We start from the raw sequence: 25,901 nt of genomic DNA, 5'->3' as shown, positions 1-25,901 counted from the left end.
ATCATTAGTAAGTTATCTTGTGTATTTAATCAATCATTAGTAAGTTATCTGGTGTATTTAATCAATCATTAGTAAGTTATCTGGTGTATCTTAATCAATCATTAGTAAGTTATCTGGTGTATTTAATCAATCATTAGCAAAGTTATCTGGTGTATGTTAATCAATCATTAGCAAGTTATCTTATGTATCTTAATCAATCATTAGTAAGTTGTCTTATGTATCTTAATCAATCATTAGTAAGTTATCTTATGTATCTTAATCAATCATTAGTAAGTTGTCTGGTGTAATTCAATTAATCATTAGTAAGTTATCCGGTGTACCTCAATAAATCATCTGTAGGTTTTCCTATGTATTTCTCAATCTTTTGTAAGTTATCCTGTATAATTTATCAGATATTCTGATGTTATCTTCTGTACTTTTTTAAAATCTTTTGTACTTTACCGAATCTTTTCGTCTTTTGTGTTTTTATCATTTGTACTTTGCATATCTATTAAGATAAGCGGTCTTTTGTGTTTTATAAATTTATCATTCGTGACATGTATGCCTCGTATGTTTTGTACATCTTTATAATAAAACAAAAAGAGAAAAGAATCAAGAGGAAATTACGGGAATTTTGCAGAAAATTGAAATTTATAGTGGGGAAAAGGAGATATGTTTGCCGAATTTTGTTCTTCACAGGTTATTTTCCACGGCATATAATAAATGAAAGCAGAAAGTGAGGTTGTTTTAGATGGAAAATTCTAATTACGTTGCTGTATACGGAGTAATCCAGGATATACGGATGTTTGGAAATGAATGCTGTCAGCAGATCGTGTCGATTTTGACAGACAACGGGGTGGTTAATTTTATAATTTCGCCAAATACCTATGTGGTGAATGAAAAGAGACTGCGCAGGGGCATGAATGTGGCTGCTTTTTATGATGCGAACCTACCGGTTCCGTTAATTTACCCTCCACAGTATCAGGCTGTGATAATTACGGAGAAAAGACCCCAGGAAAATGTAATGGTAGATTATTTTAACAATCGCCTGGAAGCAGTGAACAATTCCTTAAAACTGAACGTTGGACGTGGAACAGATGTGGTGACTCCAAATGGACAGCGGTTTACATGTAATTTACGAAATCGTTTGCTTATTGTATTTTATGGCGCTACGACCAGGAGTATTCCGCCCCAGACAACACCGGATAAGATTATCGTAATGTGTTGATTTGGCTTTTCTTGTTATGATATGGACATTCCCGGCATAGAATAATAGTAAAGGGCCGGGAGTGTTTAAAGATGAAAAAAATAGATTGGATAGGGAAACATTTTTGGATATTTGCCGGAGTTTTCTTTCTGGGTTTTCTGGGGGGGATCCTCTGGACAAATTTTGCGGGGGATGTTTATATTAATCAGACAGGAATACTAAGCAATTATTTTATCAGACAGTATAAGTATATGGAGCTGGATTTGAACAGTTTCTTCTTCTTTGTGCTTGAAAGAAGGTTAAAGTGGATTCTTCTGCTATGGTTATTGGGGTATACTGTAGCCGGACTGCCATGTATATTTATTTTTCTGGTATGGCTAGGATATTCTGCAGGAGTAGTAATTACATTATCCGTATTGAAAATCGGCATGTTTGGGATTTTGTTTTTCATTGCGTCAATCCTGCCACACTGTTTGTTTTATATTCCTGCACTTTTAGTATTTTTGAAATCGGTTTATGAAAAAGCAATCAAAAGGTTTCAAAATAAGAACCATAATCGAAATGTAACCTTCGAATGGAACTATGTTCTGCTTTTAGTGGGAACATTAGGGGTTATGTTATTGGGCATATTCACGGAAAGTTATATCAATCCCTGGATCGTAAGACAGATTTTGAAGATTTATTGAAAATAAAAGGAAATATAATGGCGAATTTTTACCATATGTGGTACATAGCAATAGAGTCGAGGCGATATCTGGTATCTTCAGGTCTATTGCTGTAAATTTAGGTATTTTTGTGTAAAAAAACTATTTGATTTTATGCAGGAATATTATTATAATGTTAACATAATATTAGCTGCGGGGAGATCAAGGGACACGCGTAACCTTGATTTTTCTTATCTTTTTAGAATAATTCCGTTAGGAGCTGTTGACATGACACAAGATATACCACAATTTCTTACTTATTTAATACAAATTAAAAATGCATCGAACAGTACTGTAATGTCTTATCAAAGGGACTTAAAAAAGCTTTTTGCTTTTTTGGATGAAAAGGGAGTAAATGAACCGGAGCAGGTTACGTCTACCAATTTAAATTCTTACGTACTGCATTTGGAGAAGCAGGGACTATCCACTGCAACAGTGTCCAGGAATATTGCATCGATGAAAGCATTTTTTCATTACATGTTCGGATTACATAAGGTCGAAAAAGATCCTACGGATGTGATAAAGGCTCCCCATATAGACAAAAAAGCGCCGGAAGTACTTACCATGGAAGAGGTGGTTCTTCTTTTAGAACAGCCAGGCAGGGCAACGCCAAAAGAAATCAGGGACAAGGCTATGCTGGAACTGCTGTATGCAACCGGTATGCGAGTATCCGAATTGATATCTCTGCGGGTTCAGGACATTAATCTGAATATGGACTATGTGCTTTGCAAAGAAGGAGATAAGGAGCGTTTTATTCCTTTTGGAAAGGCAGCTGAGACTGCACTTAAAAAATATTTGTCCGAAAGCAGGGCTGTATTATTAAAAGACAGTGAAAATGAATGTTTATTTGTGAATTGCTCCGGAAAACCCATGAGCAGACAGGGATTTTGGAAATTGATTAAGCAGTATACCACCAAAGCGAACATTACAAAGGACATTACTCCTCATACACTGCGCCATTCATTCGCACTTCATCTGGTACAAAATGGTGCAGATTTAAGGGCGGTACAGGAAATGCTTGGACACTCGGATATTTCTACAACACAGATGTATGTGAATATGAATGCAAACAGGGTGAAAGAGGTATATGCCAAAGCGCATCCGAGAGGATAAACAAAAATGATGTCACTATTTAAGATATAAACAAAAATGAAATTACTATTTAAGATAAAAAAATCCGGATACTCAGAAAAATATCTCTGTGTATCCGGATTTATTATGTCAGAATTATTTCTTTTAACACATATCATGAATCTGGTAAATCAGATCTTCTGATTCCGGCCAGCCAAGACAAGGATCAGTGATAGATTTTCCATAAACATGATTAGCCGTACCGATCTTCTGGCATCCCGGTTCTATATAACTTTCTACCATTACACCCTTGATCATTTCGTTGATACGTGGATTTACACTGCGGCTGTGCAATACTTCTTTTACAATACGCACCTGCTCTGCATATTGTTTCCCTGAATTGGAATGGTTTGCATCAATGATTGCTGCCGGATTTTTTAAATCCCTTGCGTCATACATTTCTAACAGAAGATTCAAATCCTCATAGTGATAATTTGGCAGGTTGTTGCCATGCTTATTTACGGCACCGCGAAGAATGACGTGAGCCAGGTCATTGCCGGTAGTTTTTACTTCCCAGCCGCGATAGCTGAAGCTGTGTGAACACTGGGCAGCAACTACAGAATTTAGCATTACGGAAAAATCGCCGCTGGTAGGGTTTTTCATACCTGCAGGCACATCCATGCCGCTTACTGTCAGACGATGCTGCTGATCCTCTACGGAACGTGCGCCAATAGCAACGTAGGAGAGTAAATCGGAGAGATACCGGTAGTTTTCCGGATACAGCATTTCATCAGCGGCTGTCAGTCCGGTTTCTTCAATAGCGCGGATATGTAATTTACGAATAGCGATTAGTCCTGCTAATAAATCCGGTTTTTTTTCAGGATCCGGCTGATGTACCATTCCTTTATAGCCTTCTCCCGTTGTTCTTGGCTTATTTGTATAGATACGGGGTATTAAAATAATCTTGTCGGATACTTTCTCCTGAACTTTTGCCAGGCGGTTAATATAGTCGCAGACAGCATCTTCATTATCAGCAGAACAGGGTCCGATGATTACGAGAAATTTGTCGGATGCACCTGTAAATACGTCTCGGATCATGGCGTCTCTTTTCTGTTTCACATTGGCAACATAATCAGATACTGGATATTCTGTACGGATTTCTTCCGGTGTCGGAAGTTTTTTGATAAAATCAAAGCTCATAATTTCCTCCTCTTTCCCAGGCTCCAAAACAGTCTGGATATGTAAAATTGGGCGGATTTGAATGCTCCGCCGGCCCAGAACGGTCTAAAACAGTTCCATTATAATACATCTATAATAAAAATTCTAGATATTTCTTGTAAAATCAGGTTTAACTTTATTTTCGCATGTGATATGATGGTAAGCGTAAGAAAATAGGAATACATGGCAAGGGAGTGAGGAAGATGGCAGAAAAGAAAAAACCCTATTTTCCAATGTTTGTGGATTTGTCCGAAAAAAAGGTGGTAGTTGTAGGTGCAGGTACCATAGCCAAAAGGAGAATCCGTTCCCTTATTGAATTCACAAACCATTTGGTAGTAATCGCACCGGAAGTAAATCCGGAACTGCAGGAGCTGGAAAGCAGCGGCGTGATTGGAATCCTCAGGAAAAATTATGAGCGTGAAGATATTTATGGGGCAGATATTGTGATCGCTGCCACAAATGATCACAAAACAAATGATGATATCTACAGTGTCTGTAAATGCATGGGGATTACAGTAAATGTATGCAGCGACAAAAATAAGTGCGATTTTTACTTTCCGGGTATAGCCAGGAAAGAGCAGATTGTAGTAGGAGTTACAGCAACAGGAACAGACCACAGGAAAGCAAAAGATGTGGTGGAAAAAGTGAGGCAGATCTTATAGCTGGAGAGGAGCAAGATGGAACAGGGACTAGTTGTGTTAGCCGTGGTAATACTCGTGCTGGTATGCTTTGGCGCATATTGCGTGTTTGATAATAACAGACGGAAGAAGAGCATATTGCGAAAGGCACGTCTGGCATGGGGGCAAAGGCCGGAAAGGGAATATGAATATGCGGAATTTGAGGCTATCAGCCATTATTTTGAGTTAAACGGAAAAAAAGGATATGCAATTGATGATATTACCTGGAATGATTTGGACATGGATACAATTTTCATGCTTTTAAATAATACAGGTTCCAGTATTGGAGAAAGCTGTCTGTATGATGTGCTGCGCAGACCATCATTTTCGAAAGAGGAGTTAGAAGAGCGGAACCGTTTAGTTGAGTATTTTATGACTCATAAGGAGGAACGGGAAAAGCTGCAGGTGAGTTTTGGGGAAATGGGAAAATCAGGACGCCGTTCCATGTTTGATTATGTCTATAATCTGGCAGATCTGGAACCCCAGACCAATGCGAAGCATTACATTACGATTCTGATAACAATAGCTATGGCAGCGTTGATTTTTGTCAACCCGCCGTCGGGTGTCGTGGGAATGATCTGCGTACTTGCTTATAGCTGGACATCCTATTTTACAGAGGCAAGGAAGGTATCTCCCTATACGCTTTCCTGTAAAGTAATGGTGCAGCTGATAAAAATGGCCGATCACATAACAAGCACTGACAGTGTGGAAGTGAAAAAATATGTGGAGCAGGCGATTGAGGCAAGGAAGAAGTTCAATAAGTTTAAACGTAATACATTCTTTTTACTGGCGGGAAGTGCCAGCAGTGACCGTGGCGGCGGTGTAGGGAATATTATAGTGGATTATGTAAATTACACATTTCATATCGATATGATTCAGTTTCGTACCGTAATTAAAGAACTAAAAGATAACCTGGAAAGCTTTAAAGTCATGGTGGACAATATGGGAATGCTGGAAGTTGCAATTGCCATCGCATCTTTTCGAACCATGATGGAGGATTATGCCATTCCCGAACTTTCAGATTCCAAAGATGCATTTCTGGAAGCACATGACCTTTATCACCCAATGATTGATAACCCTGTGAAAAATTCCATTACTGCGAATAAAGGTGTACTATTGACCGGATCCAATGCTTCGGGTAAATCTACATTTTTGAAAACTGTAGCCATTAATGGAATTCTGGCACAGACCATTTATACTTGTATGGCAACAACTTTTAAATCGAATTTTTACGAAGTGTATTCTTCCATGGCATTAAGAGATGACCTGATGAGCCAGGAGAGCTATTACATTGTAGAGATTAAATCCTTAAAACGTATTCTGGATAAGATGGAAGAGGGAAAACCGATTATGTGCTTTGTGGATGAGGTACTCAGGGGAACGAATACTGTAGAACGTATTGCGGCTTCTTCCCAGATACTGAAAAGTATGGCACAAAGTTATATTTTAAGCTTTGCGGCAACCCACGATATCGAGCTGACACATATTCTGGAACAGGATTATGACAATTACCATTTCCAGGAAGAAGTCTATAAAAATGATATTTTATTTGATTATAAGCTGTATTCAGGAAGGGCAACATCCAGAAATGCGATCAAGCTGCTGAGCATTATCGGATATGAAAAAGAGATTATTAATAATGCCGAAAATACAGCGAAGAGGTTTATTGAGACCGGAGAATGGTCTCTGTAATTGAAAAGATTCAAAGGATTTAAAGGAGGAGTAAAATGCTGGTAAAAATTTATACCGACGGTGCGGCAAGAGGAAATCCCGACGGACCAGGGGGCTATGGAACGATTCTGATCTGTGTGGATGCTCAGGGGCAGGAACATAAAAGGGAATACAGCCAGGGATATGTGAAGACTACCAATAACCGTATGGAGCTGATGGCTGCAATTGTGGGGCTGGAAGCCCTGAACCGTCCCTGCCAGGTAGAGCTGTATTCTGACTCTAAATATGTGGTAGATGCATTTAACCAAAAATGGATTGACGGCTGGCTTAAGAAGAACTGGAAACGGGGAAAAAATGAACCGGTTAAGAATATAGATCTGTGGAAAAGGCTTCTTGCTGCAAAAGAGCCGCATGAAGTGAAATTCATCTGGGTGAAGGGGCATGATGGCCATGCACAAAACGAGAGATGTGATGAATTAGCTACTACAGCAGCAGATGGCAGAAATCTGATCGTAGACGAAGGATTAATGCAGTAAAAGTTACCTGGGTTAAGGAGAAAGATATATGTGTGTTATGAAAAAGTTATTTAAGGGAGGGATCTTTCTATTTGCACTTGTATTACTATTTGTTCCGGTATCGGTGCAGGCGGCGAAAAAAGGGATGGAGATCCAAAGCTGTATGATTAATACGGCGAACAGGAATCAGGTGGTGATTCGTGCGAAAGGCTCTGTGTCTGCATCGGGTACGGATGGAAAGTATTACTTGTTTGCATTAAGGCCTTATGCCTCCAGAATAAAGGGAAGCACCAAGCCATTGGCATCCTGTAGGCGTAGTAAATCCATTGGGCTTAAGGCTGCATTGAATAAGGATAAGCCCGACAGTGTACTTTACAATAAGTTTGTCATTGCAGTGAAGAGAAAGTCCGGAGGATATGAGATTGTCAGCGATCCGTCTTATATTACCAATCCGGATGCGGCAGCAAAATACCGCTATGCTTTTCCAAAAGCAACATCTAAAAAAGGGCTGCAGGTTAGTCCGCAAATGCTGGCAGATGCAGAAGATCTGGGGATTAAGCACGCAGCAGTTAACATTCTGATGGATGAATTTATGGTAGATGAATGGCAGAAAAATGACAGTAATGCATATCGTTATAATTTTGAAGGAAAGACTTACTGGTTTTCCAAGTCAGGCTGCAGTGGTGTGGATTCACAGGTGAGAAGCCTGACACAAAGCAATGTGGTTGTCTCGGGAATCCTGCTTCTGCGTGGTGAGCCACAGGCATCTGTGCTGGTTCCTCCGGGTGCCCAGGGTGGAGCAGAAGCTTATTATGGGCTGAATACCATGAATGAAGAAGGGGTTAAGAATCTGTCGGCGCTGGTTTCATTCCTGGGAGAGCGTTATATGGGCTCGTCCAAAGCAAATGGCAGGATATCTAACTGGATAGTAGGCAATGAAGTAGATTATTATATCCGGTACAATTATATGGGCGGAATGTCAAGGTCCAAATATACGAAAAGCTATGCCAGAAGTTTCCGGGTGATATCAACAGCTCTGAGAAGTATCTACAGCAATGCACGGGTATATATTCCTTTGACAAACTGCTGGAACCAATTACAGCCAAACGGAGGATCCTATACAGCAAAAAGTACCCTGGACGGCTTTGTAAGTGCTTTGAAAAAAGAGGGGAATATACCATGGAATGTGGCATATCATGCTTACCCGCAGCCACTGACTGACCCTGTTTTCTGGGATGATATCGGCTGGGGCAGCAGCAGCTCCCAATATATTACCATGAATAATATCAAAGTATTGACTGATTATGTAAAAAAGAAGAATAAAAATTGCAGAGTAATTTTGTCAGAACAGGGATTTTCCTCTTATACAGGCGGTCGTGGAAAAGATGAAAAATTGCAGGCGGCAGCCTATGCCTATGCTTATTACATCACGGAGTTCAACAGCCAGATTGATTCCCTGATTATTACCAGGCATGTTGATCATGTGGAAGAAGAAAATCAGGGGATTTTTGCCGGAATCTGGAGTAATCGCCCGGGTCAGACTGAAAACGCATATAAGCAAAAAAGAATCTGGGATGTATTTAAATACATTGATACAACGGCATCAGAAACTATTAGTAAATTTGCATTAAAAGAAATCGGTATTTCAAGCTGGAGCAGCAAGATTTCAGGGTTTAACTGGAGCAGATTTAAAAAGATGACCACCTATAATAACGGAAACCTTTATCTGGTTAAGAAGAGTAAGGGGCAGAAGAACCTTGCTAATCTCTGGAATTATACATATAACGGAGGTACGGATTCCTCCGGAAATGAAACTACACTTAATGTGGACAGTAATGCAAATAATAATTTATACCGCGGTGTGGGACAAAAATTTAAAAAGCCGCTGAGCTTTAAGTCGAGAAGCCGTTTTATCTTCGATATCATGGTCAGTGGAACCAGGGCAAAGGAAGCAGATGTAAGGGTCCGCTTTTTCAACGGAAAGCATATATTTGAAGCTGCCTCATCCATTTTAACCGGCAGAAAGCAACAGTTCTCAGCAGACTTATCAAAGTGGAAATACAGACAGAAGGTATCGAAGATTCAAGTCTGGGTGAAACCGGCAAGAGGAGTTTCCTGGAAGACGAATGGTAAAATTACAATTGCAAATCTGAAACAGGCATCCAGGATCAGCTCTGTTTATATATCCGGATTTAAATCCAGCCTTCAAGTTGGTAAAAAGATGCAGTTGAAAGTAAAAGGAGTTTCTCAAAAAGTAACATGGGTAAGCAGTAAGCCATCTATTGCCACAATTAATAAAAAAGGCTTGGTAAAAGCAAAGAAAAAGGGCATGGTGACCATCAAAGCGATGATCGGGCAAGATATGATTACCAGGTCATTGCAGGTAAAATAAAAATACCCGTTGACAAAACCGAAAACGGCTCTTATAATGAATGCATTAGATAAGGCGATGATAAGAATAAGTAGCAATAAGAGGTATCATACAGAAAGCAGCCGGTTGATGAGAGGCGCATGAGAGACTTGTTGTGAATACCTCTTTGAGCTGCGTACCGAACTTTTAATATATATTGAAAAAGTAGGCTGCGACGGATTGTGCACACGTTATAGTGACAAAGTATAGAATTTCTGTACTTAGAGAGGCAGACAGTGCGAGCTGGCTGTGAAAAAAGGTGGTAACACGTGAGTTTTTACTCTCGTCCTTTTCAATTTAAAGGGCGGGAGTTTTTTTGTGGGTAAAAACAGATGCTCGTCCTACTTGAAATACACAAACCCATATGTTATATTAAAAACAGTGAATTAGGAGGAATGATGATGGCAGCAAATGTATTCGATATTTTAAAAGAAAGAGGATTTATCGAACAAACAACACACGAGGAAGAAATACGCGAATTATTAGGTAAGGAGTCCGTAACATTTTATATTGGTTTTGATGCGACGGCAGACAGCCTTACCGCAGGACATTTCCTCACCGTTATGGCTATGATGCATATGCAGCAGGCCGGACACAGGCCAATTGCTCTTTTAGGCGGCGGTACCACTATGATCGGAGACCCATCCGGAAAATCTGACATGCGTTCCATGATGACAATGGAAACAATTCAACACAATGCTAAGAGATTCCAAGAGCAGTTATCCAGATTTATTGATTTTGACAATGATAAAGCAATCATTGCCAATAATGCAGACTGGCTTTTGGATTTAAATTATGTAGAATTCTTAAGAGAGGTCGGCGTTCATTTTTCTGTAAATAAAATGCTCACTGCGGACTGCTACAAGCAGAGAATGGAGAAAGGACTTACTTTCTTTGAATTTAACTACATGTTAATGCAGTCCTACGATTTCTGGAAATTAAACAAAATGTATGATTGTAAAATGGAATTAGGCGGCAATGATCAGTGGTCCAACATTATCGGAGGTGTGGAACTGATCCGTAGAAAAGAACAGAAGCCGGCATTTGGACTTACCTTCAAACTTCTGACAACCAGTGAGGGGATTAAAATGGGTAAAACCATGAAGGGAGCCGTATGGCTTGATCCGGAAAAGACTTCTCCTTACGAATTCTACCAGTACTGGAGAAACATTGAGGATGTAAAAGTAGAAGAATGTCTTGGACTGTTAACCTTCCTTCCGATGGATGAAGTCCGCAGGCTGGGAGCGCTGGAAGGTGCAGAAATCAACCATGCGAAAGATGTCCTGGCATTTGAAATAACCAAGATTGTCCACGGGGAAGAAGAAGCGAAAAAAGCACAGGATGCAGCACGTGCATTATTTGCAGACGGAGGCAAATCAAAGGACATGCCCACCACGGTTTACAGCAAAGCAGAACTGGATGAAGGAAAAGACCTGATTACACTTCTGGTTGAGACCAAACTGGCAGCATCACGTTCCGAAGGACGAAGAATTATACTCCAGGGCGGTGTCAGCGTAAATGATGTAAAAGTAACGGAAATTGACCGTAAGTTTACTTCTGCTGACTTGGATGCAGACGGTGTTTTAATGATTAAAAAAGGGAAAAAGGGGTATCATCAAATTAAGGTGGACTAATATCACATCAGCCGGCAGGCAGCGTTAAACGTTGCTGCCGGCCAGAGCGTGTTTGAATAATCATTGTACCAGTCTGCACGCTCTTAACCACAATTTATGGAGGTAGCTAAATGGAATTTTGGGTAGTGTTTATACAAACAGTAGTGAAGATGATTCTGGTAGCAGCAGTGGCATTCGGGGGAATAAGATTTGGCAAGTTTCTGCGTGACCGCAAGGATGCAAAAGTTGCTGCAGAGCAGGTGAGTACGTCTATGCAGAAATAAAGTGTGTTCCGATACAGGTAAGACACGATCCAGCGGTCTAAATATAAACAACGAAGGATAATCAGGAGGATAGATTTGTGAAGAAATACGGTGTAAATGAACTGCGTAAAATGTTCTTGGAATATTTTGAAAGTAAGGGACATTTAGCAATGAAGAGCTTTTCTCTGGTTCCGCATAATGATAAAAGCTTATTATTGATCAATTCGGGAATGGCTCCATTAAAGCCATATTTTACAGGTGCGGAGATTCCGCCGAGAAAGAGAGTAACTACCTGTCAGAAATGTATCCGTACAGGCGATATTGAAAATGTAGGCAAAACAGCAAGGCATGGTACATTTTTTGAAATGCTTGGTAATTTCTCTTTTGGGGATTATTTTAAAAGTGAAGCTATTGCATGGTCTTGGGAGTTTTTGACAAAAGTAGTCGGTCTGGATGAGAACAGATTGTATCCGTCAATTTATCAGGATGACGAAGAAGCATTTGAGATCTGGAATAAAGAAATCGGTATTGCACCCGAACGTATTTTCCGCTTTGGTAAGGCTGATAACTATTGGGAGCACGGTGCCGGACCTTGTGGTCCATGTTCCGAGATTTATTATGACCGCGGTGAAGAGTACGGCTGCGGAAGCCCTGATTGTACCGTTGGATGTGAATGCGACCGCTATATGGAAGTATGGAACAACGTATTCACTCAATTTGAAAGCGATGGAGAAGGCAACTATGCAGAACTGCAGCAGAAGAATATCGATACCGGTATGGGATTGGAAAGACTGGCTGTTGTAGTTCAGGGAGTAGATTCTATTTTTGATGTAGACACCATAGCAACTCTGCGTAACAAAGTCTGTGAACTTGCAAATGTTAAATACAAAGAAAATGATGAATCAGATGTATCGATCCGTTTGATTACAGATCATATCCGTTCTGCAACATTCATGATTTCCGACGGAATTATGCCGACAAATGAAGGCAGAGGATATGTTCTTCGCCGTCTGATCCGCCGTGGGGCCCGTCATGGACGTTTACTTGGAATCAAAGGTAAATTCCTGGCTGATTTAAGTGCTACAGTTATTGCAGAATCCAAAGACGGATATCCGGAACTGGATGAAAAGAAAGACTTTATCTTCAAAGTATTGACACAGGAAGAAGATAAATTTAATAAAACAATTGATCAGGGTCTCACGATTCTTGCAGGAATGCAGGAAGATATGGAAAAAGCAGGAGAGAAGACATTGTCTGGTGTAAATGCATTTACCCTGTATGACACATATGGCTTCCCGCTGGATCTGACAAAAGAGATTCTGGAAGAAAAGGGCTATACCATCGATGAAGAGGGATTTAAAGCAGAGATGGAAGAACAGAGGAAAAAAGCCCGCGCTGCCCGTGAAGTAACAAACTATATGGGGGCGGATGCTACGGTTTATGATGAAATTGATCCATCTGTGACTACGGAATTTGTAGGATATGACAGCTTGAGCGTGTCTTCTAAGATTACAGTTCTCACAACAGATAAAGAAATTGTGGAAGCAATTGCGGATGGGGAAGTAGGAACGATTTTCGTAGAGCAGACTCCTTTCTATGCTACCATGGGTGGTCAGGAAGGCGATAAAGGTATTATTAAGACTGCTGATGCAGAATTTGCAGTGGAAGATACTATTAAGCTGCTGGGAGGCAAAGTAGGTCATGTAGGTAAAGTAATAAAAGGTATGTTCAAAGTAAATGATACCGTTACGCTGGAAGTGAGTGCAAAGAACAGAACAAATACCTGCAAAAACCACAGTGCCACCCACTTACTGCAAAAAGCATTAAAGACAGTATTAGGTGCTCATGTTGAACAGAAAGGTTCTCTTGTAACTCCGGACCGTCTTCGTTTTGATTTTGCGCATTTTGCCGCTATGACAGAAGAAGAGATTGCAAAGACAGAAGCTCTTGTAAATGAAGAAATTCAGGCAGCGCTTCCGGTGGTGACACAAGTAATGAATGTGGAAGAAGCCAAAAAGAGCGGTGCGATGGCACTGTTTGGTGAAAAATATGCCGATGATGTGCGCGTGGTTTCCATGGGTGATTTCTCAAAAGAATTATGTGGTGGTACCCATGTTGCAAATACCGGTGTTATTACAACGTTCAAGATTGTTTCGGAAGCAGGGATTGCAGCAGGTGTCCGCCGTATCGAGGCACTGACTGGCGATGGTGTATTTGCATATTATAAAGAGATGGAAGAAGAGCTGCTGGAAGCTGCCAAACTGGTAAAAGCAACTCCCGCAACTTTGTTAGACAAACTGAACCACATGACAGCGGAAGCAAAAGCGATGCAGAGTGAAATTGATTCTCTGAAGAGCAAGCTGGCAAAAGATGCACTTGGAGACGTTATGGATCAGGTAGTAGAAGTAAAGGGTATTAAACTATTGGCAGCAAAACTTGCAGATGTAGATATGAACGGACTTCGCGATCTTGGAGACCAGTTGAAAGAAAAACTGGGAGAAGGCGTAATCGTTCTGACATCCGTTACCGATGGAAAAGTAAGCCTTCTTGCAATGGCAACCGATCAAGCTTGCAAACAGGGCGCACATGCAGGTAATCTGATTAAAGGAATTGCAGCTCTTGTTGGCGGTGGCGGCGGCGGCCGTTCGAACATGGCTCAGGCAGGCGGAAAGAACCCTGCGGGTGTGGATGATGCAATTGCTAAGGTAAGAGAAGTACTGGAAAGTCAGATAAAATAAAGACAATTATAAAGAAAAACATCGGCAAAAATGTCGGTGTTTTTCCTTTTCACAATTCAATTAAAACCCAGTTACTTTAATTTTTTAATATTCTCCCCAATACTTTCTCCTAATAATTTTTTAACAGGAAACAGACAAATGATAAACATTCCAATATTATATATAAGTAGTACTACTGTAAGTGTGGCCCATGGTGACAGAAAATTAAAATTTGATATTACGTATGATATTTTATCAGCTACTGTCATTTCAGCCACATTAAGAAAAATAGAAGTATCCAAAAAATATTTACAAAACCAGGTACTGAGACCTGTAAAAAGAACTAAAATCACCGCAATACTTTGGGTTCGTAAAAAAGAACTGAGATACATATATAATAAATCTTTCTTACACATTCCAAGAGCCCGGAAAATACCACATCGTTTTTTTATGCTTTCTGCCCTGGCTAGCATAATATTCCAATGTATGATAGCTGCTAAAAGTATCGTAGAAAGTATCAGGATGACTGACAGGCTTAAATTTGAAAACATACTTTTTTGTTTAAGTTCTTTCTCTATTCTCCAGTTCTGAAAATCGGGGATGTTATTTTGGAGAGAAGACATCTGCCTATCAGTTAATTCGTAGTTGGCATCTTTGCTGGCGTAGGCAAATAAAGCCTCATATGTAGTTACTTTTTCGGGCCTTTCTAACTTTTTATAAAAATTATTAGAACCGATTATGCTATAAGGGAATTCTGTTAAGTAACCTATCGTTGATTCATACTTGTCATTTATTTCTCGTATAATACCACCGATTTTTACGTTTATCCATCCGTTTTCACCTTTGATACGAAGCGTATCTTGTGGTGAAAGCGTTTTTTCCTTCAACATGGATGCGTTGTTAAGACCTTGTTTAACAGTTGTACTGGAAATATCTTCATAGTTTGGCAGTATTAAAATAACTTCATTTCCTTTTGTGAAGTTTTCTTTATCTATCCCTCCTTCATCAATCTCATTTTCAAAATAATTATAAAAAAGTTCATCTGGGTTAATTCCGAATACATAAGTAAAAACATCGTTTGCTTTTGTTAAATAGTCCAGGGAGTTGTCCGTTTCCGTATGAGCGCGTTCTGGATAATATTGCCTTATTATTTGTTTTGCATAATTACTAGAATATTTTTTATCCCATGATAGAGGAAGATATCCACTTGCACGCAAAGAACATACGCTCTCAATTCCATAAACCAAACTGATTTGTGATGGCATATCTTTCGAAAAATGATATAGAGGATTACTTTTTATTGCTAATGTAGAACCATAAATATAATCTGGTTTCCACTCATGGTTCCATTGTTGATATGTTCGATATCTTGTTAGTGAAAGGAATATGAATAAAAATATAATTCCCATGCACAAAGTAGAGGTAATCAGAGAGAGCATGGAATTCTTTTTATCTAAAACCCGTTCCCGGCGGAATATTTCATTTTTCGAAAAAATTCTTTTACCTGCTTTTAGGACATTAAATGAATTCTGCTTTTTCGGTTTAAAGTTATGAAAAAGGGGGATACACATTCCACTCCACATAGATAGTGAGACAATAAAAATACCCAACGCTATGTGAGCAGTAACAAAGTCAGGATAAATGATCATTACTTTTGTCCGATTTAGTAATTCCAGTATCGTAACAGTAATTCCCAGCCCTGTGATACAACCAAAAGGAATTGACAAAGCCCAAATATTGAATGCTTCCCAAATAATTAGTTTTTTTATCTTTTTTTTATCGGCACCAAGTACAGACATTAAGCGAAAACCCCGATCCCGGCGTTGTAAGGAGTACGAGAAAATCTGGCATAAAAAAAATATAGTCAGGGTACTTATAATAGCAACAAATAAGTTTGGGCTTGACAGCAGATCTATCTCTTTTTTTGCTCCACCGGGTAAATTATAATAGGTATAATCATTAACAAGAAAGGTTCTGTTTGTTATTTTTTTCAAATCCTGCAAAGCTGGAAAATATTCTTCTTCCACATCTATAAGCAGCTTTTTTTGAGATGGAAGATCCTCAAAGGTAGAAGGGATACCGATTGCAGAAGGCAGTGCGTAAGCATCTGTTTTCCAATAATTAGAGTAATCCTGTAGTACTCCACATAAGCGAAAAGATTTAACGGTAGATTTTTCTATGTGATCCATGCTATCTTGATATACAATGGTAAAGTTTATTTTCTGTCCTAAATCATAGGAATAGCCCATATTGCTTAAAGCACTCATTTCGATTGCTATATCCTCGGCATATTCTGGAAATCTACCGTCTAAAAGAGTTAATCGGCCAGTATCAACGGTATTTTTATCAACAGATCCTATCCATCCTTTTGCTTTATCGTTTTGTACAATATAGCCGTATGTTTCAATACTTGCAACGTTTTTTACTATTTTATGCCCTTTAAGGTCGTTTAACATGGAATCAGTTGCCATAGAGGCAGATGCACACCAGGCTCCATAGAGATTTTTCCTCTGTTCTAACTCTGTTTTGCGCATACTATCCTGAAGGATTAAAACAACCAATATTAAAATTATGGCACATGCAGATACAATAATCATTGTGAAGCTATCTTTTTTTCTTCTTCTGATACCCAGACAAGCAAGGGAATAATTATTCATCTTCATCTTTTTCATACCTTTCCTTAATTAAGCCAGAGCATGTCTTTAAAATACTTGTGGTAAATGTATCTTAAGTCAGTCTTTTGGAAAATTATCTTTTATTTTGCCATCTTCAAGCATAATAATCCTGTCTGCCTGACGGGCTAAATCCAGATCATGCGTGACTATAATAGTTGTCTGTCCAATTTCTTTTTGGAGCGACTTCAAAAGATCCATGACTTCCCCACCACTTTTATTATCAAGATTTCCCGTAGGTTCGTCTGCTAACAATAAATCTGGGCATATACTGACAGCTCTTGCAATTGCTGCCCGCTGTTGCTCTCCCCCAGATAATTGCGCAGGATAATTATTTTTTTTAGACTGTATATTTAGCTTTTCCAGTAGATATTCAATGAAGTCAGTATCTATTTCCTGTTCATCTAAAAATGAAGGTATAAGGACATTTTCATAAAGCGTAAATTCAGGAAGAAGATAAAAGGCCTGAAAAACAAATCCCAGTTTTTTTCTCCGTACAGCTGCCAGCGAAGAATCATTTAGCTTTGCTAAATCAGTATCATTTAACATTACCCTGCCGGTACTGGGAGATTCTAAGCCTCCCATGATATTTAAAAGGGTTGATTTACCAGACCCGCTTCTACCGATGATGGCATTGAACGTACCCTTTTCGATAGACAAATTTATCTCCTGTAAAGCAGGTATGGATATGGTGCCATTTTGATAAATTTTTGTTACATTTTCTATGTACATAATCTCCATATATCGACCTCACTATTAATTAGAAATTATTTGAAAAATTGTTTTGCTATTATTTTAATTATAACGCATAAACCTTACAAATCAGTGACAAACAGCCATACACAGCGGCATGTATCAGGTTTTAGTTTCATATGTATCAGGACCCGTTAATACAGGAAGAGATATGATGATACTTACGCCATCTCTTTTGTTTTCTGCTTTTATTGTTCCGTGATGACCTGAAATGATTGTTTTAGCCATGTGCAGACCAATACCTGTATGTCCGGACTGAGCCTGGGGGAGTTTTGAATAGTACCTTTCAAATATTTTGTTATGATCTTTTCCTTTCAGCAGTTCCCCGGTATTTCTTATTTCTATTTTCAGATTTCCCGGATTACGTTCTAAAATAATGCTGATGACACTATTTAGGCGGGCTGCTTGAATGCTATTTTTAAGCAGGTTTTCAAAAGCTTCCGTCATCCATCTATCATCATAGTCAAATTCAATATTTTCGAAACTACCGTATTTAACTGCAACATTCTTACGGCGGGCTAACGGAGTCAGTCTAATCCAGGCATTATTTATAGTATGCTTTATATTATTATGGCAATAGTGAAAGACAGATGTTTCATTCACACTCTTTTGATGAGTTAATAATTCTTGGATCATAATATTTATTTTGTTTAATTGATTAAGGCACAATTGCAGTTTTTTACTTTTCCTCATATCAATTTCTTTCTGTTGAAGATTTTCGATATATAAGCAACATGCAGACAGAGGGGTTTTAAGCTGGTGTACCATATTCTCAAATTCTTTTTCCATGTTCTGTTTTTCAAAATATTGAAAAGCTTCCTGCCATTCTATTTTATCTGAAACCCATTTTATATTTTGGGATATTTCTTTCCATATACCAGATGCCGGTAGAATAGGGTTTGTATTTTGGGAAAAGTGAATTATTGTTCTGATTTTAACGCTGACATTATGAAGGTCGTTATAAAGATTGCATATTTCTTTTCTGGTAATAAAAAGAAAAAGTATAGTACAAATTAATATACCAAGACATGGAAACAAAACATTTTTTTTCATTCTATTCAGCATTATAAGGAAACGAGTAATTTCATAGCCGTGATTATTAAAATATTTTTTGCCTTCTGATTCGGCACCAATGTCTTTTATAGAAATCAGGCGATTGATAAATTGATTATCCGGATTTCCGTACTCCTGTATAATAAGGCCTAATGCTGCATTTTCGTACTTTTCATACCTTTTCTCCATATTATAGAAGGAGTAGAGCAGCAGACAGAAGAAAAGAATTGCTGTTATGGCAGCTGCCAGGATTATGTTTCTGAAATAAAGTTCATCTTTCCACTTCATAGTAACGCCTTTCTTTGGCATAAATTGCAATTGACCAGCGATAGCCATAGCCTCTGACGGTTTCTATATATTCACAATTTTTGAAAGTACCGATTTTCTTTTTTATTCGGCTGAAATATACCGTGAGGGTATTATCTTCTGGAAAACTGCCTGTTTTATCACTGATCAGCTGTAATAACTGGCTTCTGTTAACCAATGCACCTTTGGCATTGAGTAATTCTATACAAAGCAGGAATTCGATCGGAGATAGGTTCAATTCTTGATCGTTGCGTTCAACTGTATAATTTTGTATATTAAATGTCAGAGTGCCACTGTGGATAATACTTTTTAGCTCTTGAATGTTATGTTTTTTTAACTGAACCCTAATTCTTGCCAGAAATTCACCAAGGCGAAAAGGTTTACTAAGATAATCATCCGCACCTATTTCAAGGCCATGGATGATTTGCTCTTCTTTATTGAGAGCGGTCAAAAAAATAATTGGGACATCAGATATTGTTCTGATTTTTTTACATAGGCTATAACCGTTTCCATCCGGTAAGCGTATATCAAGAATACATAAATCAATTTGTTCTTTTCTAAAAATATGCAGAGCAGATACAAACGTATTGGCTGGAAAGACCTTATAGCTTTCATCCGTCAGAACTTCAGTTAATTCAGTTCTCAATTCTTCATAATCTTCCACTAATAAAATTCTTATCATAACTTTCTCCCTATTCTTAGAGCGTGTTTTAAACTTGCTTTTTGCCAGCTGCGCGTCACAGTTTGTGGGAATGAAATTTCAAACACGCTTTAGTACATTTAAGATGACAGTTTTTGGTTTTAATGTTATTTTAATCATCTTCAAACAAAGTATAACATTTTATGTTTTGTTAATCTATGAAAAACAAAACATGTTTGTAATTTTTTCCTCTGGAATGGGGAAATGGTTTAACACCTATATTGGTGGAAAACATAAAATTGCTCGTTCAGTCTACAGCAGTGGCTTATAGTTCACTATTACAGACAATCTTATGGGACAGAACTTGAAATAGAGAGGGACTGCTAGTTAATTAAATTTGGGTTTAGCTGAGGAAGGGACGCTTTGTGTAATATAGGTAGTGTGCGGAAAGATGGGGGTGGGAAACTGATATGGACTCCGTCAGCTTGCCGCAGAACTGGTATTTTCTAACCTTTCCGAAGCACTTTTTGGCGGCACGCGGGCATTCGCTCCGAAATCCTGATGCATTTCGCAGCTCAGTGCCCGCTTAGTATCCGATGGGAGCCAGTCGAATACTATCCGCCAAAAAGCACTCCGCAAAGCTAAGTAAATACTCAGCTCTGCTCTACGCTTCCTCCGCCCATATCAGTTTCCCACCCCCATCTTTCCGAGATTCAGTTTATCGCAACAAAGCTGGTTTTCTCAGAATTTTGGAACCCTTGGGCTGTGGCAGGCTGTTCTTTATTGGATGCAGCGTAGTATGTTTCGGCTGTTTATGCGTAAAAGATGAAAGTTTGCTATTTTTTCTGAAATGAAGAAACAAATCACTGTGATTAATTCAGTTGCTTCATGGTGCTCTTTTTCAGCATGACAGATCCCCTGGGTGTAGATGGATGTTCTTTATTGGACGTAGAGCTGTGTATTTTGACAGTTTATGCATAATAGAAGATGAAAGTCTACTCCTTTCTCTGACTGCAGAATGTAAAACAAATCCCGTTCTCAAGATCAATTGCTTGACATCATTAGCTTAACGCCAATAGTGTTCAGCATGCCACAACCCCAGGGTCCCATCATGCTGAGAAAACCAGCTTTGTATCAACGAATGCTATCTCGGAAAGAGAAGGGGGCGGACCAGGACATTGGTTTGGAAGGCGTATAGCAGAGCTGAGCATTTACTTACCTTCCCGGAGTGCTTTTTGGCGGATACAATTCGACTGGCTCCCATCGGATTGTAAGCGGGCAGTGAGCTGCGAAATGCATCAGGATTTCGGAGCGAATGCCCGCGGGCCGCCAAAAAGTGCTCCGGGAAGGTTAGAAAATGCCAGTTCTGCGGTAAGCCTTCCAAACCAATGTCCTGGTCCGCCCCCTTCTCTTTCCGTACACTACATCCATCTACAAAGCGTCCTTAATCAGCTAAACCCAAATTTAAGCCTTATCAACTACTAGAACGAATTTAATGGTACTTCGAAATTTACTGGAAAGTCAGCTTCAGTAAAAAAAATTGCAAAATTAGTTGACGTATGTAAAAAATATGATATAATAACTATTAGTGCAATAAAAATACCCGTACAGTTGTATTATGCACAATCTACAACTGGAGGGAGGTTAGGTGTGAGACTATGTCGAATGTAATCGTAAAAGAGAATGAGACTTTAGATAGCGCTTTACGTCGTTTTAAAAGAAACTGCGCTAAAGCTGGTATCCAGCAGGAAATTCGTAAAAGAGAACATTACGAAAAACCAAGCGTAAGACGTAAGAAAAAATCTGAAGCTGCTCGTAAACGTAAATTTAATTAATTTGTGCAGTTAAAATCCTTGGCCATAGTTTAGATTATGGTCAAGGATTTTTTAAAGGAAAAATTTGAAAGAAAATTGCTTTCAAACTACTAATTAAGGAATAGCATAAGCCAGCTTGCGCTGTTCAGGGGTAAAATTATGAAAAAAATACTAAAGCTTGTTTTCAGCAGGCTGTTTTATGTTGGAGTTGCTATTTGTTTTCAAGTCTTCTGGATTGTACTTATGGCATATCGATTGGAACGAATGTTTCCGGTGTTATCTGTATTTATAACGGTAGCTTGTATAGCTGCAGTTCTATGGATTGTCAATAAACGTATGAATCCGTCTTATAAGCTGGCATGGACCATGCTGATTTTGTCGGTTCCTGTTTTTGGAGCAGTGATTTACCTGATTTTTGGAAAATCCAGACTGGCAAGCGAAACCCAGAAAAAATTTGATAATGAAGTAAAAAAAACAGATGTTGTTCTGAAAGAAAAGAAAGATGTCAGGGAGAATTTAAATGAACTGGATTATCATATGGATAACCAGTCTAAATATATCCGTGATTATGCCGGATTTCCGGTATATCAAAATACAGAGACGGAATACTTCAGAATTGGGGAAGAGCTGTATAAAAGCCTGATACAGGAGTTGGAGAGGGCAGAACATTTTATCTTTATGGAATACTTCATCATAGATAAGGGGATGATGTGGGAGTCTGTATTGGAGATTCTGGTGAGAAAAGTAGCCGAAGGAGTAGATGTCCGGCTGATTTATGATGATATGGGATGCGTTAATACCCTGCCTGCGCAGTTTTACAAACAGCTTCAGGCAAAAGGAATCAAATGCGCAGCTTTTAATCCCTTCCGCCCCATTGTATCCGTAATCATGAATAATCGTGACCACAGGAAGATAACTGTTATTGATGGGCACACCAGCTTCACCGGGGGAATTAACCTCGCCGACGAGTATATAAACCGTAAGAAGCGTTTTGGCCACTGGAAAGATACCGGGGTTATGTTAAAAGGAGAAGCGGTACGGAATTTTACGGTTATGTTCATTCAGATGTGGAATGTAATTACCGGTATGGAAGATAAATTAGAAAATTATATGCCTCACGTATATCATAAAGAACCATTTAGAGGGGAAGGCTTTGTTCAGCCTTACGCAGATACCCCATTGGATGATGAAATCGTGGGAGAAAATGTTTACATAAATGCAATTACAAAGGCTAAGCGGTATGTCTATATTTTCACTCCTTATCTGATTATCGATAATGAGATGATGACAGCGCTGTGCCTGGCTGCAAAAAATGGAGTGGATGTAAGAATTGTTACACCAGGGATACCGGATAAGAAGATGGTCTTCTTACTGACCCAGTCTTACTATGCACAGCTCCTGGAAGCAGGAGTGAAGATCTATGAATATCAGCCTGGATTTATACATGCCAAATCCTTTGTCTGTGATGATGAACTGGCAATTGTAGGCACTATTAATATGGATTATAGAAGCCTGTATCTGCATTTTGAATGTGCCGTCTGGATGTACAGAACGAAAGCGGTGATGCAGCTTAAGAAAGATGTTTTTGAAACCATAGAAGTAAGTACCAGAATAACGGAGGAATTCTGCAGAGACCGTAATATTTTAATCCGCGGCCTGCAAAATTTACTACGCTTATTTGCTCCTTTATTATAAAAATTTTATATTATTAATTTTTTTTTAAGTTTCTCTAAGTTTTCCTAAAGTGTATAGTATATTTAGAAAAAGTATGATAAGATAATTGCAAATCAGGACAAGTTACTGAAATATTTGAAAAAGATGAGCAAAGGGGAGTGAATATATGCCTTGGAATTATCCGGTTATAGGAACGGACATTTATCATATCGTACAGTGGTTTTTTATATATAGTATTTTAGGCTGGGTTGTAGAATCCATTTATATGTCATTTTGTGAAAAGAGATGGGTGAACCGCGGATTTATCTTTGGTCCAATCTGCCCGATCTATGGTTTTGGAGCTGTGGCTGCTTATTTTATATTAGAGCCGTTAGCAGGAAATTATGTGGTACTGTTTATTGCGGGAAGCCTTCTGGCCACTGGCTGGGAATGGTTCGTAGCAAAAGTAATGTTACATATTTTTGGGGAAGTATGGTGGGATTACTCTAACAAACCTTTTAACTATAAAGGAATTTTATGTCTGGAAAGTTCGATTGCATGGGGTTTTTACACCATTATATTATTTACTTTCCTGCAAAAGGGAGTCATGATGATGGCCGACAGCTACAGTTATAAGGTAGGCTGTGTGGCAGCCGGTATCTTAATGGTTTATTACATGATCGATTTTACCATTCACCTTTGTAAAGCCAAATTCCCGTCTGTGCCAAAACGTGCCAGAAAGTTTCGGGACAGCCTTGTGAACTTTTATCGGGGATGATTTTCAGAAAACTGAATAAAAGAAGCATAAACCGCTCTCAAATCGCTTATATTTAGGTATAGAATGATTTGGGAGCGGTTATTTTTATGAAGAGATGGTTAGCATTATTTATGGCTGTCATTCTGCTTTTTCAAAATGTTGCAATTGTAAAAGCAGAAGAAGAGACAGCATCGGATGCTGCGGTGACGATTGAAGCGCCCTCCGCAGTGTTAATGGAAGCTTCAACGGGAACAATACTTTATGAAAAAGATGCACATCAGAAATTAAACCCTGCCAGTGTCACAAAGATTATGACACTGCTGCTGATATTTGAGGCATTAGATGCAGGTAAGATTAAAATGGACGAGGAAGTGGTTACCAGTGCTCATGCAAAGTCTATGGGCGGATCACAGGTTTACCTGGAAGAAGGAGAGAAACAGACAGTTGAGACCTTGATAAAATGTATCGTTATCGCTTCCGGAAATGATGCTGCGGTAACAATGGCAGAAAGAATTTCAGGCAGTGAAGAGGAATTTGTCCGTCAAATGAACCAAAGAGCAAAACAACTGGGAATGAATGATACCAATTTTATTGACTGCTGCGGTCTTACCGATTCACCGGATCATTATACATCGGCATACGATGTTGCAGTGATGTCCAGAGAACTGGTTACAAATTACCCTAAGATCTATGAATACTCTACTATATGGATGGAAAATATCACCCATGTAACGAATAAAGGTTCTTCAGAATTTGGACTGACTAATACGAACAAACTTCTGCGCAGCTATGATGGATGCATGGGACTTAAAACCGGAAGTACCAGTACGGCAAAGTATTGTCTTTCGGCTACGGCGATCCGTAACGATATTGAGTTAATCAGCGTGATTTTAAAGGCTCCGGATACGAAAACCCGGTTTAACAATGCTGCAACACTTTTAAACTATGGATTCGGAAAGTGTGCCCTGTACATAGACAAGAATGATGATAAACTGCCGATGCTCACAGTGAAAAAGGGGGTAGAAGATCAGGCAGGCTGTAACTACGAAGGCGAATTCCGATATCTGGATACAAAAGGACAGGATTTATCACAGATAAAAAAAGAGATTAAAATGAGTGAAGAGATTACAGCACCGGTAAAAAAAGGTGATGTAGCAGGAAAAGCAGTATATCTCATTAATGGAAAAGAGATCGGAAGTGTAAATATTCTGTTTGACCGGGATATTGAAGAAGCAGGATTTTTGGATTGTCTGAAAGAAGCCTGGGAAGAATATTGTTTCTAAAGGGTATTGGAATGAGGGCCTCGAAAGGGGCTCTTTTCATTTTTGTAAAACTATGATATACTTTTGAAAACCCAAACGGGTTTTTTAAAGATGAAATTATATGGAGAATAAATGAGAAAATTTAAAATAGCAACATATAAAATAAAGACAATGCAAAAAAATAATTCCCCCAGCCGTCCGGTGAGAATAGTGGTACTTGCGGATTTGCACTGCACGGTTTACGGGGAAAATAATATCCGGCTGATACAGGCAGTATATAAAATTAATCCCGATATAGTTATGGTAGTAGGTGATATGCTGGTATCCAAACCGGATAAGCCTACGGATATGGATTCCACAGTGTTTCTGCTAAAAGCCCTGGTAAAGAAGTATCCGGTTTATTACAGCAATGGGAACCATGAATACCGGATGAAAATATATCCGCAGATTTACGGAGATGTTTATGAACGGTTTCAAAAGGAGATCCGTTCCATAGGCGTTGTCCTGTTGGAAAATGAAAGATGTCTCTGCAAGGCGGCAGGAATGAAAATGATTATTCACGGATATGAACTGGATAAGCGGTTTTTTAAACGTTTTTCCAGGGAAAGGCTGGGCGTGGAGGAAATGAACCAGGCTCTTGGAAGACCGGATGAAAAAGGATATCATATTCTGCTGGCTCATAATCCGGTATTTTTTAAAACTTATGCCGGCTGGGGGGCAGATTTAACCTTATCGGGGCATTTGCATGGAGGAATGATACGCCTTCCGCTGCTGGGCGGTGTTATCAGTCCACAGGTACAAATATTTCCAAAGTATGATAAGGGGCTGTTTCATATAGGAAGACATCAATTAGTAGTAAGCGCAGGGCTGGGCAGCCATTCCATCAAACTGCGGTTTCATAACCCTACCGAGCTGGTTGTTGTGGAATTGCAGTAATTTGCTTGCA

At 39.1% G+C, this 25,901-nt stretch carries 20 protein-coding genes and 1 other annotated feature; of the genes, 15 read left to right on the top strand and 5 right to left on the bottom strand.

Annotated features, from left to right (window positions below; genetic code table 11):
* The first annotated feature begins 730 nt into the window (after positions 1-730).
* From CD03_RS0117170 to xerD, 3 genes are all read left to right on the top strand, one after another.
* Complete coding sequence (locus tag CD03_RS0117170) at positions 731-1,207, top strand: hypothetical protein (protein ID WP_027294702.1); 477 nt, start codon at positions 731-733, stop codon at positions 1,205-1,207.
* 71 nt (positions 1,208-1,278) lie between these two features.
* Complete coding sequence (locus CD03_RS0117165) at positions 1,279-1,872, top strand: stage II sporulation protein M (protein ID WP_027294701.1); 594 nt, start codon at positions 1,279-1,281, stop codon at positions 1,870-1,872.
* 246 nt (positions 1,873-2,118) lie between these two features.
* Positions 2,119-3,003 carry a site-specific tyrosine recombinase XerD gene (gene xerD / locus CD03_RS0117160; RefSeq protein ID WP_027294700.1) on the top strand — a complete coding sequence of 295 codons (885 nt, stop codon included), beginning with the start codon at positions 2,119-2,121 and terminating at the stop codon, positions 3,001-3,003.
* Positions 3,004-3,126: 123 nt separating this feature from the next.
* On the opposite strand, the gene CD03_RS0117155 is transcribed toward xerD, so the two are convergent.
* Positions 3,127-4,161: a 3-deoxy-7-phosphoheptulonate synthase gene (locus CD03_RS0117155; protein WP_027294699.1), complete on the bottom strand. Its 1,035-nt coding sequence runs from the start codon at positions 4,159-4,161 to the stop codon at positions 3,127-3,129.
* 221 nt (positions 4,162-4,382) lie between these two features.
* On the opposite strand from CD03_RS0117155, the gene CD03_RS0117145 reads away from it, so the two are divergent.
* The 7 genes from CD03_RS0117145 to alaS all read left to right on the top strand — a co-directional run bounded on the left by CD03_RS0117145 (position 4,383) and on the right by alaS (position 14,066).
* The gene (locus CD03_RS0117145) at positions 4,383-4,841 is read left to right on the top strand and encodes a precorrin-2 dehydrogenase/sirohydrochlorin ferrochelatase family protein (protein WP_027294698.1); all 459 of its coding nucleotides are present in this window, start codon (positions 4,383-4,385) and stop codon (positions 4,839-4,841) included.
* 15 nt (positions 4,842-4,856) lie between these two features.
* Complete coding sequence (locus tag CD03_RS0117140; RefSeq protein WP_027294697.1) at positions 4,857-6,548, top strand: MutS-related protein; 1,692 nt, start codon at positions 4,857-4,859, stop codon at positions 6,546-6,548.
* 35 nt (positions 6,549-6,583) lie between these two features.
* Positions 6,584-7,063: a ribonuclease HI gene (rnhA, locus tag CD03_RS0117135; RefSeq protein WP_027294696.1), complete on the top strand. Its 480-nt coding sequence runs from the start codon at positions 6,584-6,586 to the stop codon at positions 7,061-7,063.
* 28 nt (positions 7,064-7,091) lie between these two features.
* Complete coding sequence (locus tag CD03_RS0117130) at positions 7,092-9,434, top strand: DUF5722 domain-containing protein (RefSeq protein ID WP_027294695.1); 2,343 nt, start codon at positions 7,092-7,094, stop codon at positions 9,432-9,434.
* A 48-nt stretch (positions 9,435-9,482) separates the two neighbouring features.
* Positions 9,483-9,746 (top strand) — a binding site (T-box leader).
* Between the two features lie 107 nt (positions 9,747-9,853).
* Positions 9,854-11,086, top strand: coding sequence for a tyrosine--tRNA ligase (gene tyrS, locus CD03_RS0117125; RefSeq protein ID WP_027294694.1), 1,233 nt, complete (start codon positions 9,854-9,856; stop codon positions 11,084-11,086).
* Between the two features lie 110 nt (positions 11,087-11,196).
* Positions 11,197-11,349 carry a hypothetical protein gene (locus CD03_RS38295; protein ID WP_197041669.1) on the top strand — a complete coding sequence of 51 codons (153 nt, stop codon included), beginning with the start codon at positions 11,197-11,199 and terminating at the stop codon, positions 11,347-11,349.
* A 77-nt stretch (positions 11,350-11,426) separates the two neighbouring features.
* Positions 11,427-14,066 carry an alanine--tRNA ligase gene (gene alaS / locus CD03_RS0117115; RefSeq protein ID WP_027294693.1) on the top strand — a complete coding sequence of 880 codons (2,640 nt, stop codon included), beginning with the start codon at positions 11,427-11,429 and terminating at the stop codon, positions 14,064-14,066.
* Between the two features lie 71 nt (positions 14,067-14,137).
* Here alaS and CD03_RS0117110 read toward each other — a convergent pair whose 3' ends face one another.
* The 4 genes from CD03_RS0117110 to CD03_RS0117095 form a co-directional block, all read right to left on the bottom strand.
* A complete protein-coding gene (locus CD03_RS0117110; protein ID WP_027294692.1) occupies positions 14,138-16,717 on the bottom strand; it encodes an ABC transporter permease in 2,580 nt (859 codons plus the stop codon).
* A gap of 60 nt (positions 16,718-16,777) precedes the next feature.
* The gene (locus CD03_RS0117105) at positions 16,778-17,458 is read right to left on the bottom strand and encodes an ABC transporter ATP-binding protein (RefSeq protein WP_027294691.1); all 681 of its coding nucleotides are present in this window, start codon (positions 17,456-17,458) and stop codon (positions 16,778-16,780) included.
* A gap of 114 nt (positions 17,459-17,572) precedes the next feature.
* Positions 17,573-18,811, bottom strand: coding sequence for a sensor histidine kinase (locus tag CD03_RS0117100; RefSeq protein ID WP_027294690.1), 1,239 nt, complete (start codon positions 18,809-18,811; stop codon positions 17,573-17,575).
* The gene (locus CD03_RS0117095) at positions 18,795-19,511 is read right to left on the bottom strand and encodes a response regulator transcription factor (protein WP_027294689.1); all 717 of its coding nucleotides are present in this window, start codon (positions 19,509-19,511) and stop codon (positions 18,795-18,797) included. Before CD03_RS0117095 ends, CD03_RS0117100 begins: the two co-directional genes overlap by 17 nt.
* A 1,616-nt stretch (positions 19,512-21,127) precedes the next feature.
* Here CD03_RS0117095 and rpsU point away from each other — a divergent pair.
* The 5 genes from rpsU (at position 21,128) to CD03_RS0117070 (ending at position 25,891) form a co-directional block, all read left to right on the top strand.
* Entirely contained in the window at positions 21,128-21,304 is a 177-nt protein-coding gene (rpsU, locus tag CD03_RS0117090; protein WP_006864570.1) for a 30S ribosomal protein S21, read from the top strand.
* 138 nt (positions 21,305-21,442) lie between these two features.
* A complete protein-coding gene (gene cls, locus CD03_RS0117085; RefSeq protein ID WP_027294688.1) occupies positions 21,443-22,978 on the top strand; it encodes a cardiolipin synthase in 1,536 nt (511 codons plus the stop codon).
* Positions 22,979-23,123: 145 nt separating this feature from the next.
* Positions 23,124-23,714 carry a putative ABC transporter permease gene (locus CD03_RS0117080; protein WP_027294687.1) on the top strand — a complete coding sequence of 197 codons (591 nt, stop codon included), beginning with the start codon at positions 23,124-23,126 and terminating at the stop codon, positions 23,712-23,714.
* 86 nt (positions 23,715-23,800) lie between these two features.
* On the top strand, positions 23,801-24,976 hold the full coding sequence (locus CD03_RS33850) for a D-alanyl-D-alanine carboxypeptidase family protein (RefSeq protein ID WP_044289447.1): 1,176 nt from the start codon (positions 23,801-23,803) through the stop codon (positions 24,974-24,976).
* Between the two features lie 111 nt (positions 24,977-25,087).
* Positions 25,088-25,891 carry a metallophosphoesterase gene (locus CD03_RS0117070; protein WP_027294686.1) on the top strand — a complete coding sequence of 268 codons (804 nt, stop codon included), beginning with the start codon at positions 25,088-25,090 and terminating at the stop codon, positions 25,889-25,891.
* Positions 25,892-25,901 lie beyond the last annotated feature (10 nt).

It is taken from the genome of Robinsoniella sp. KNHs210 (assembly GCF_000686105.1).
Taxonomy (GTDB): domain Bacteria; phylum Bacillota; class Clostridia; order Lachnospirales; family Lachnospiraceae; genus Robinsoniella; species Robinsoniella peoriensis.
This window is presented reverse-complemented; position numbering and strand designations above follow the sequence as displayed.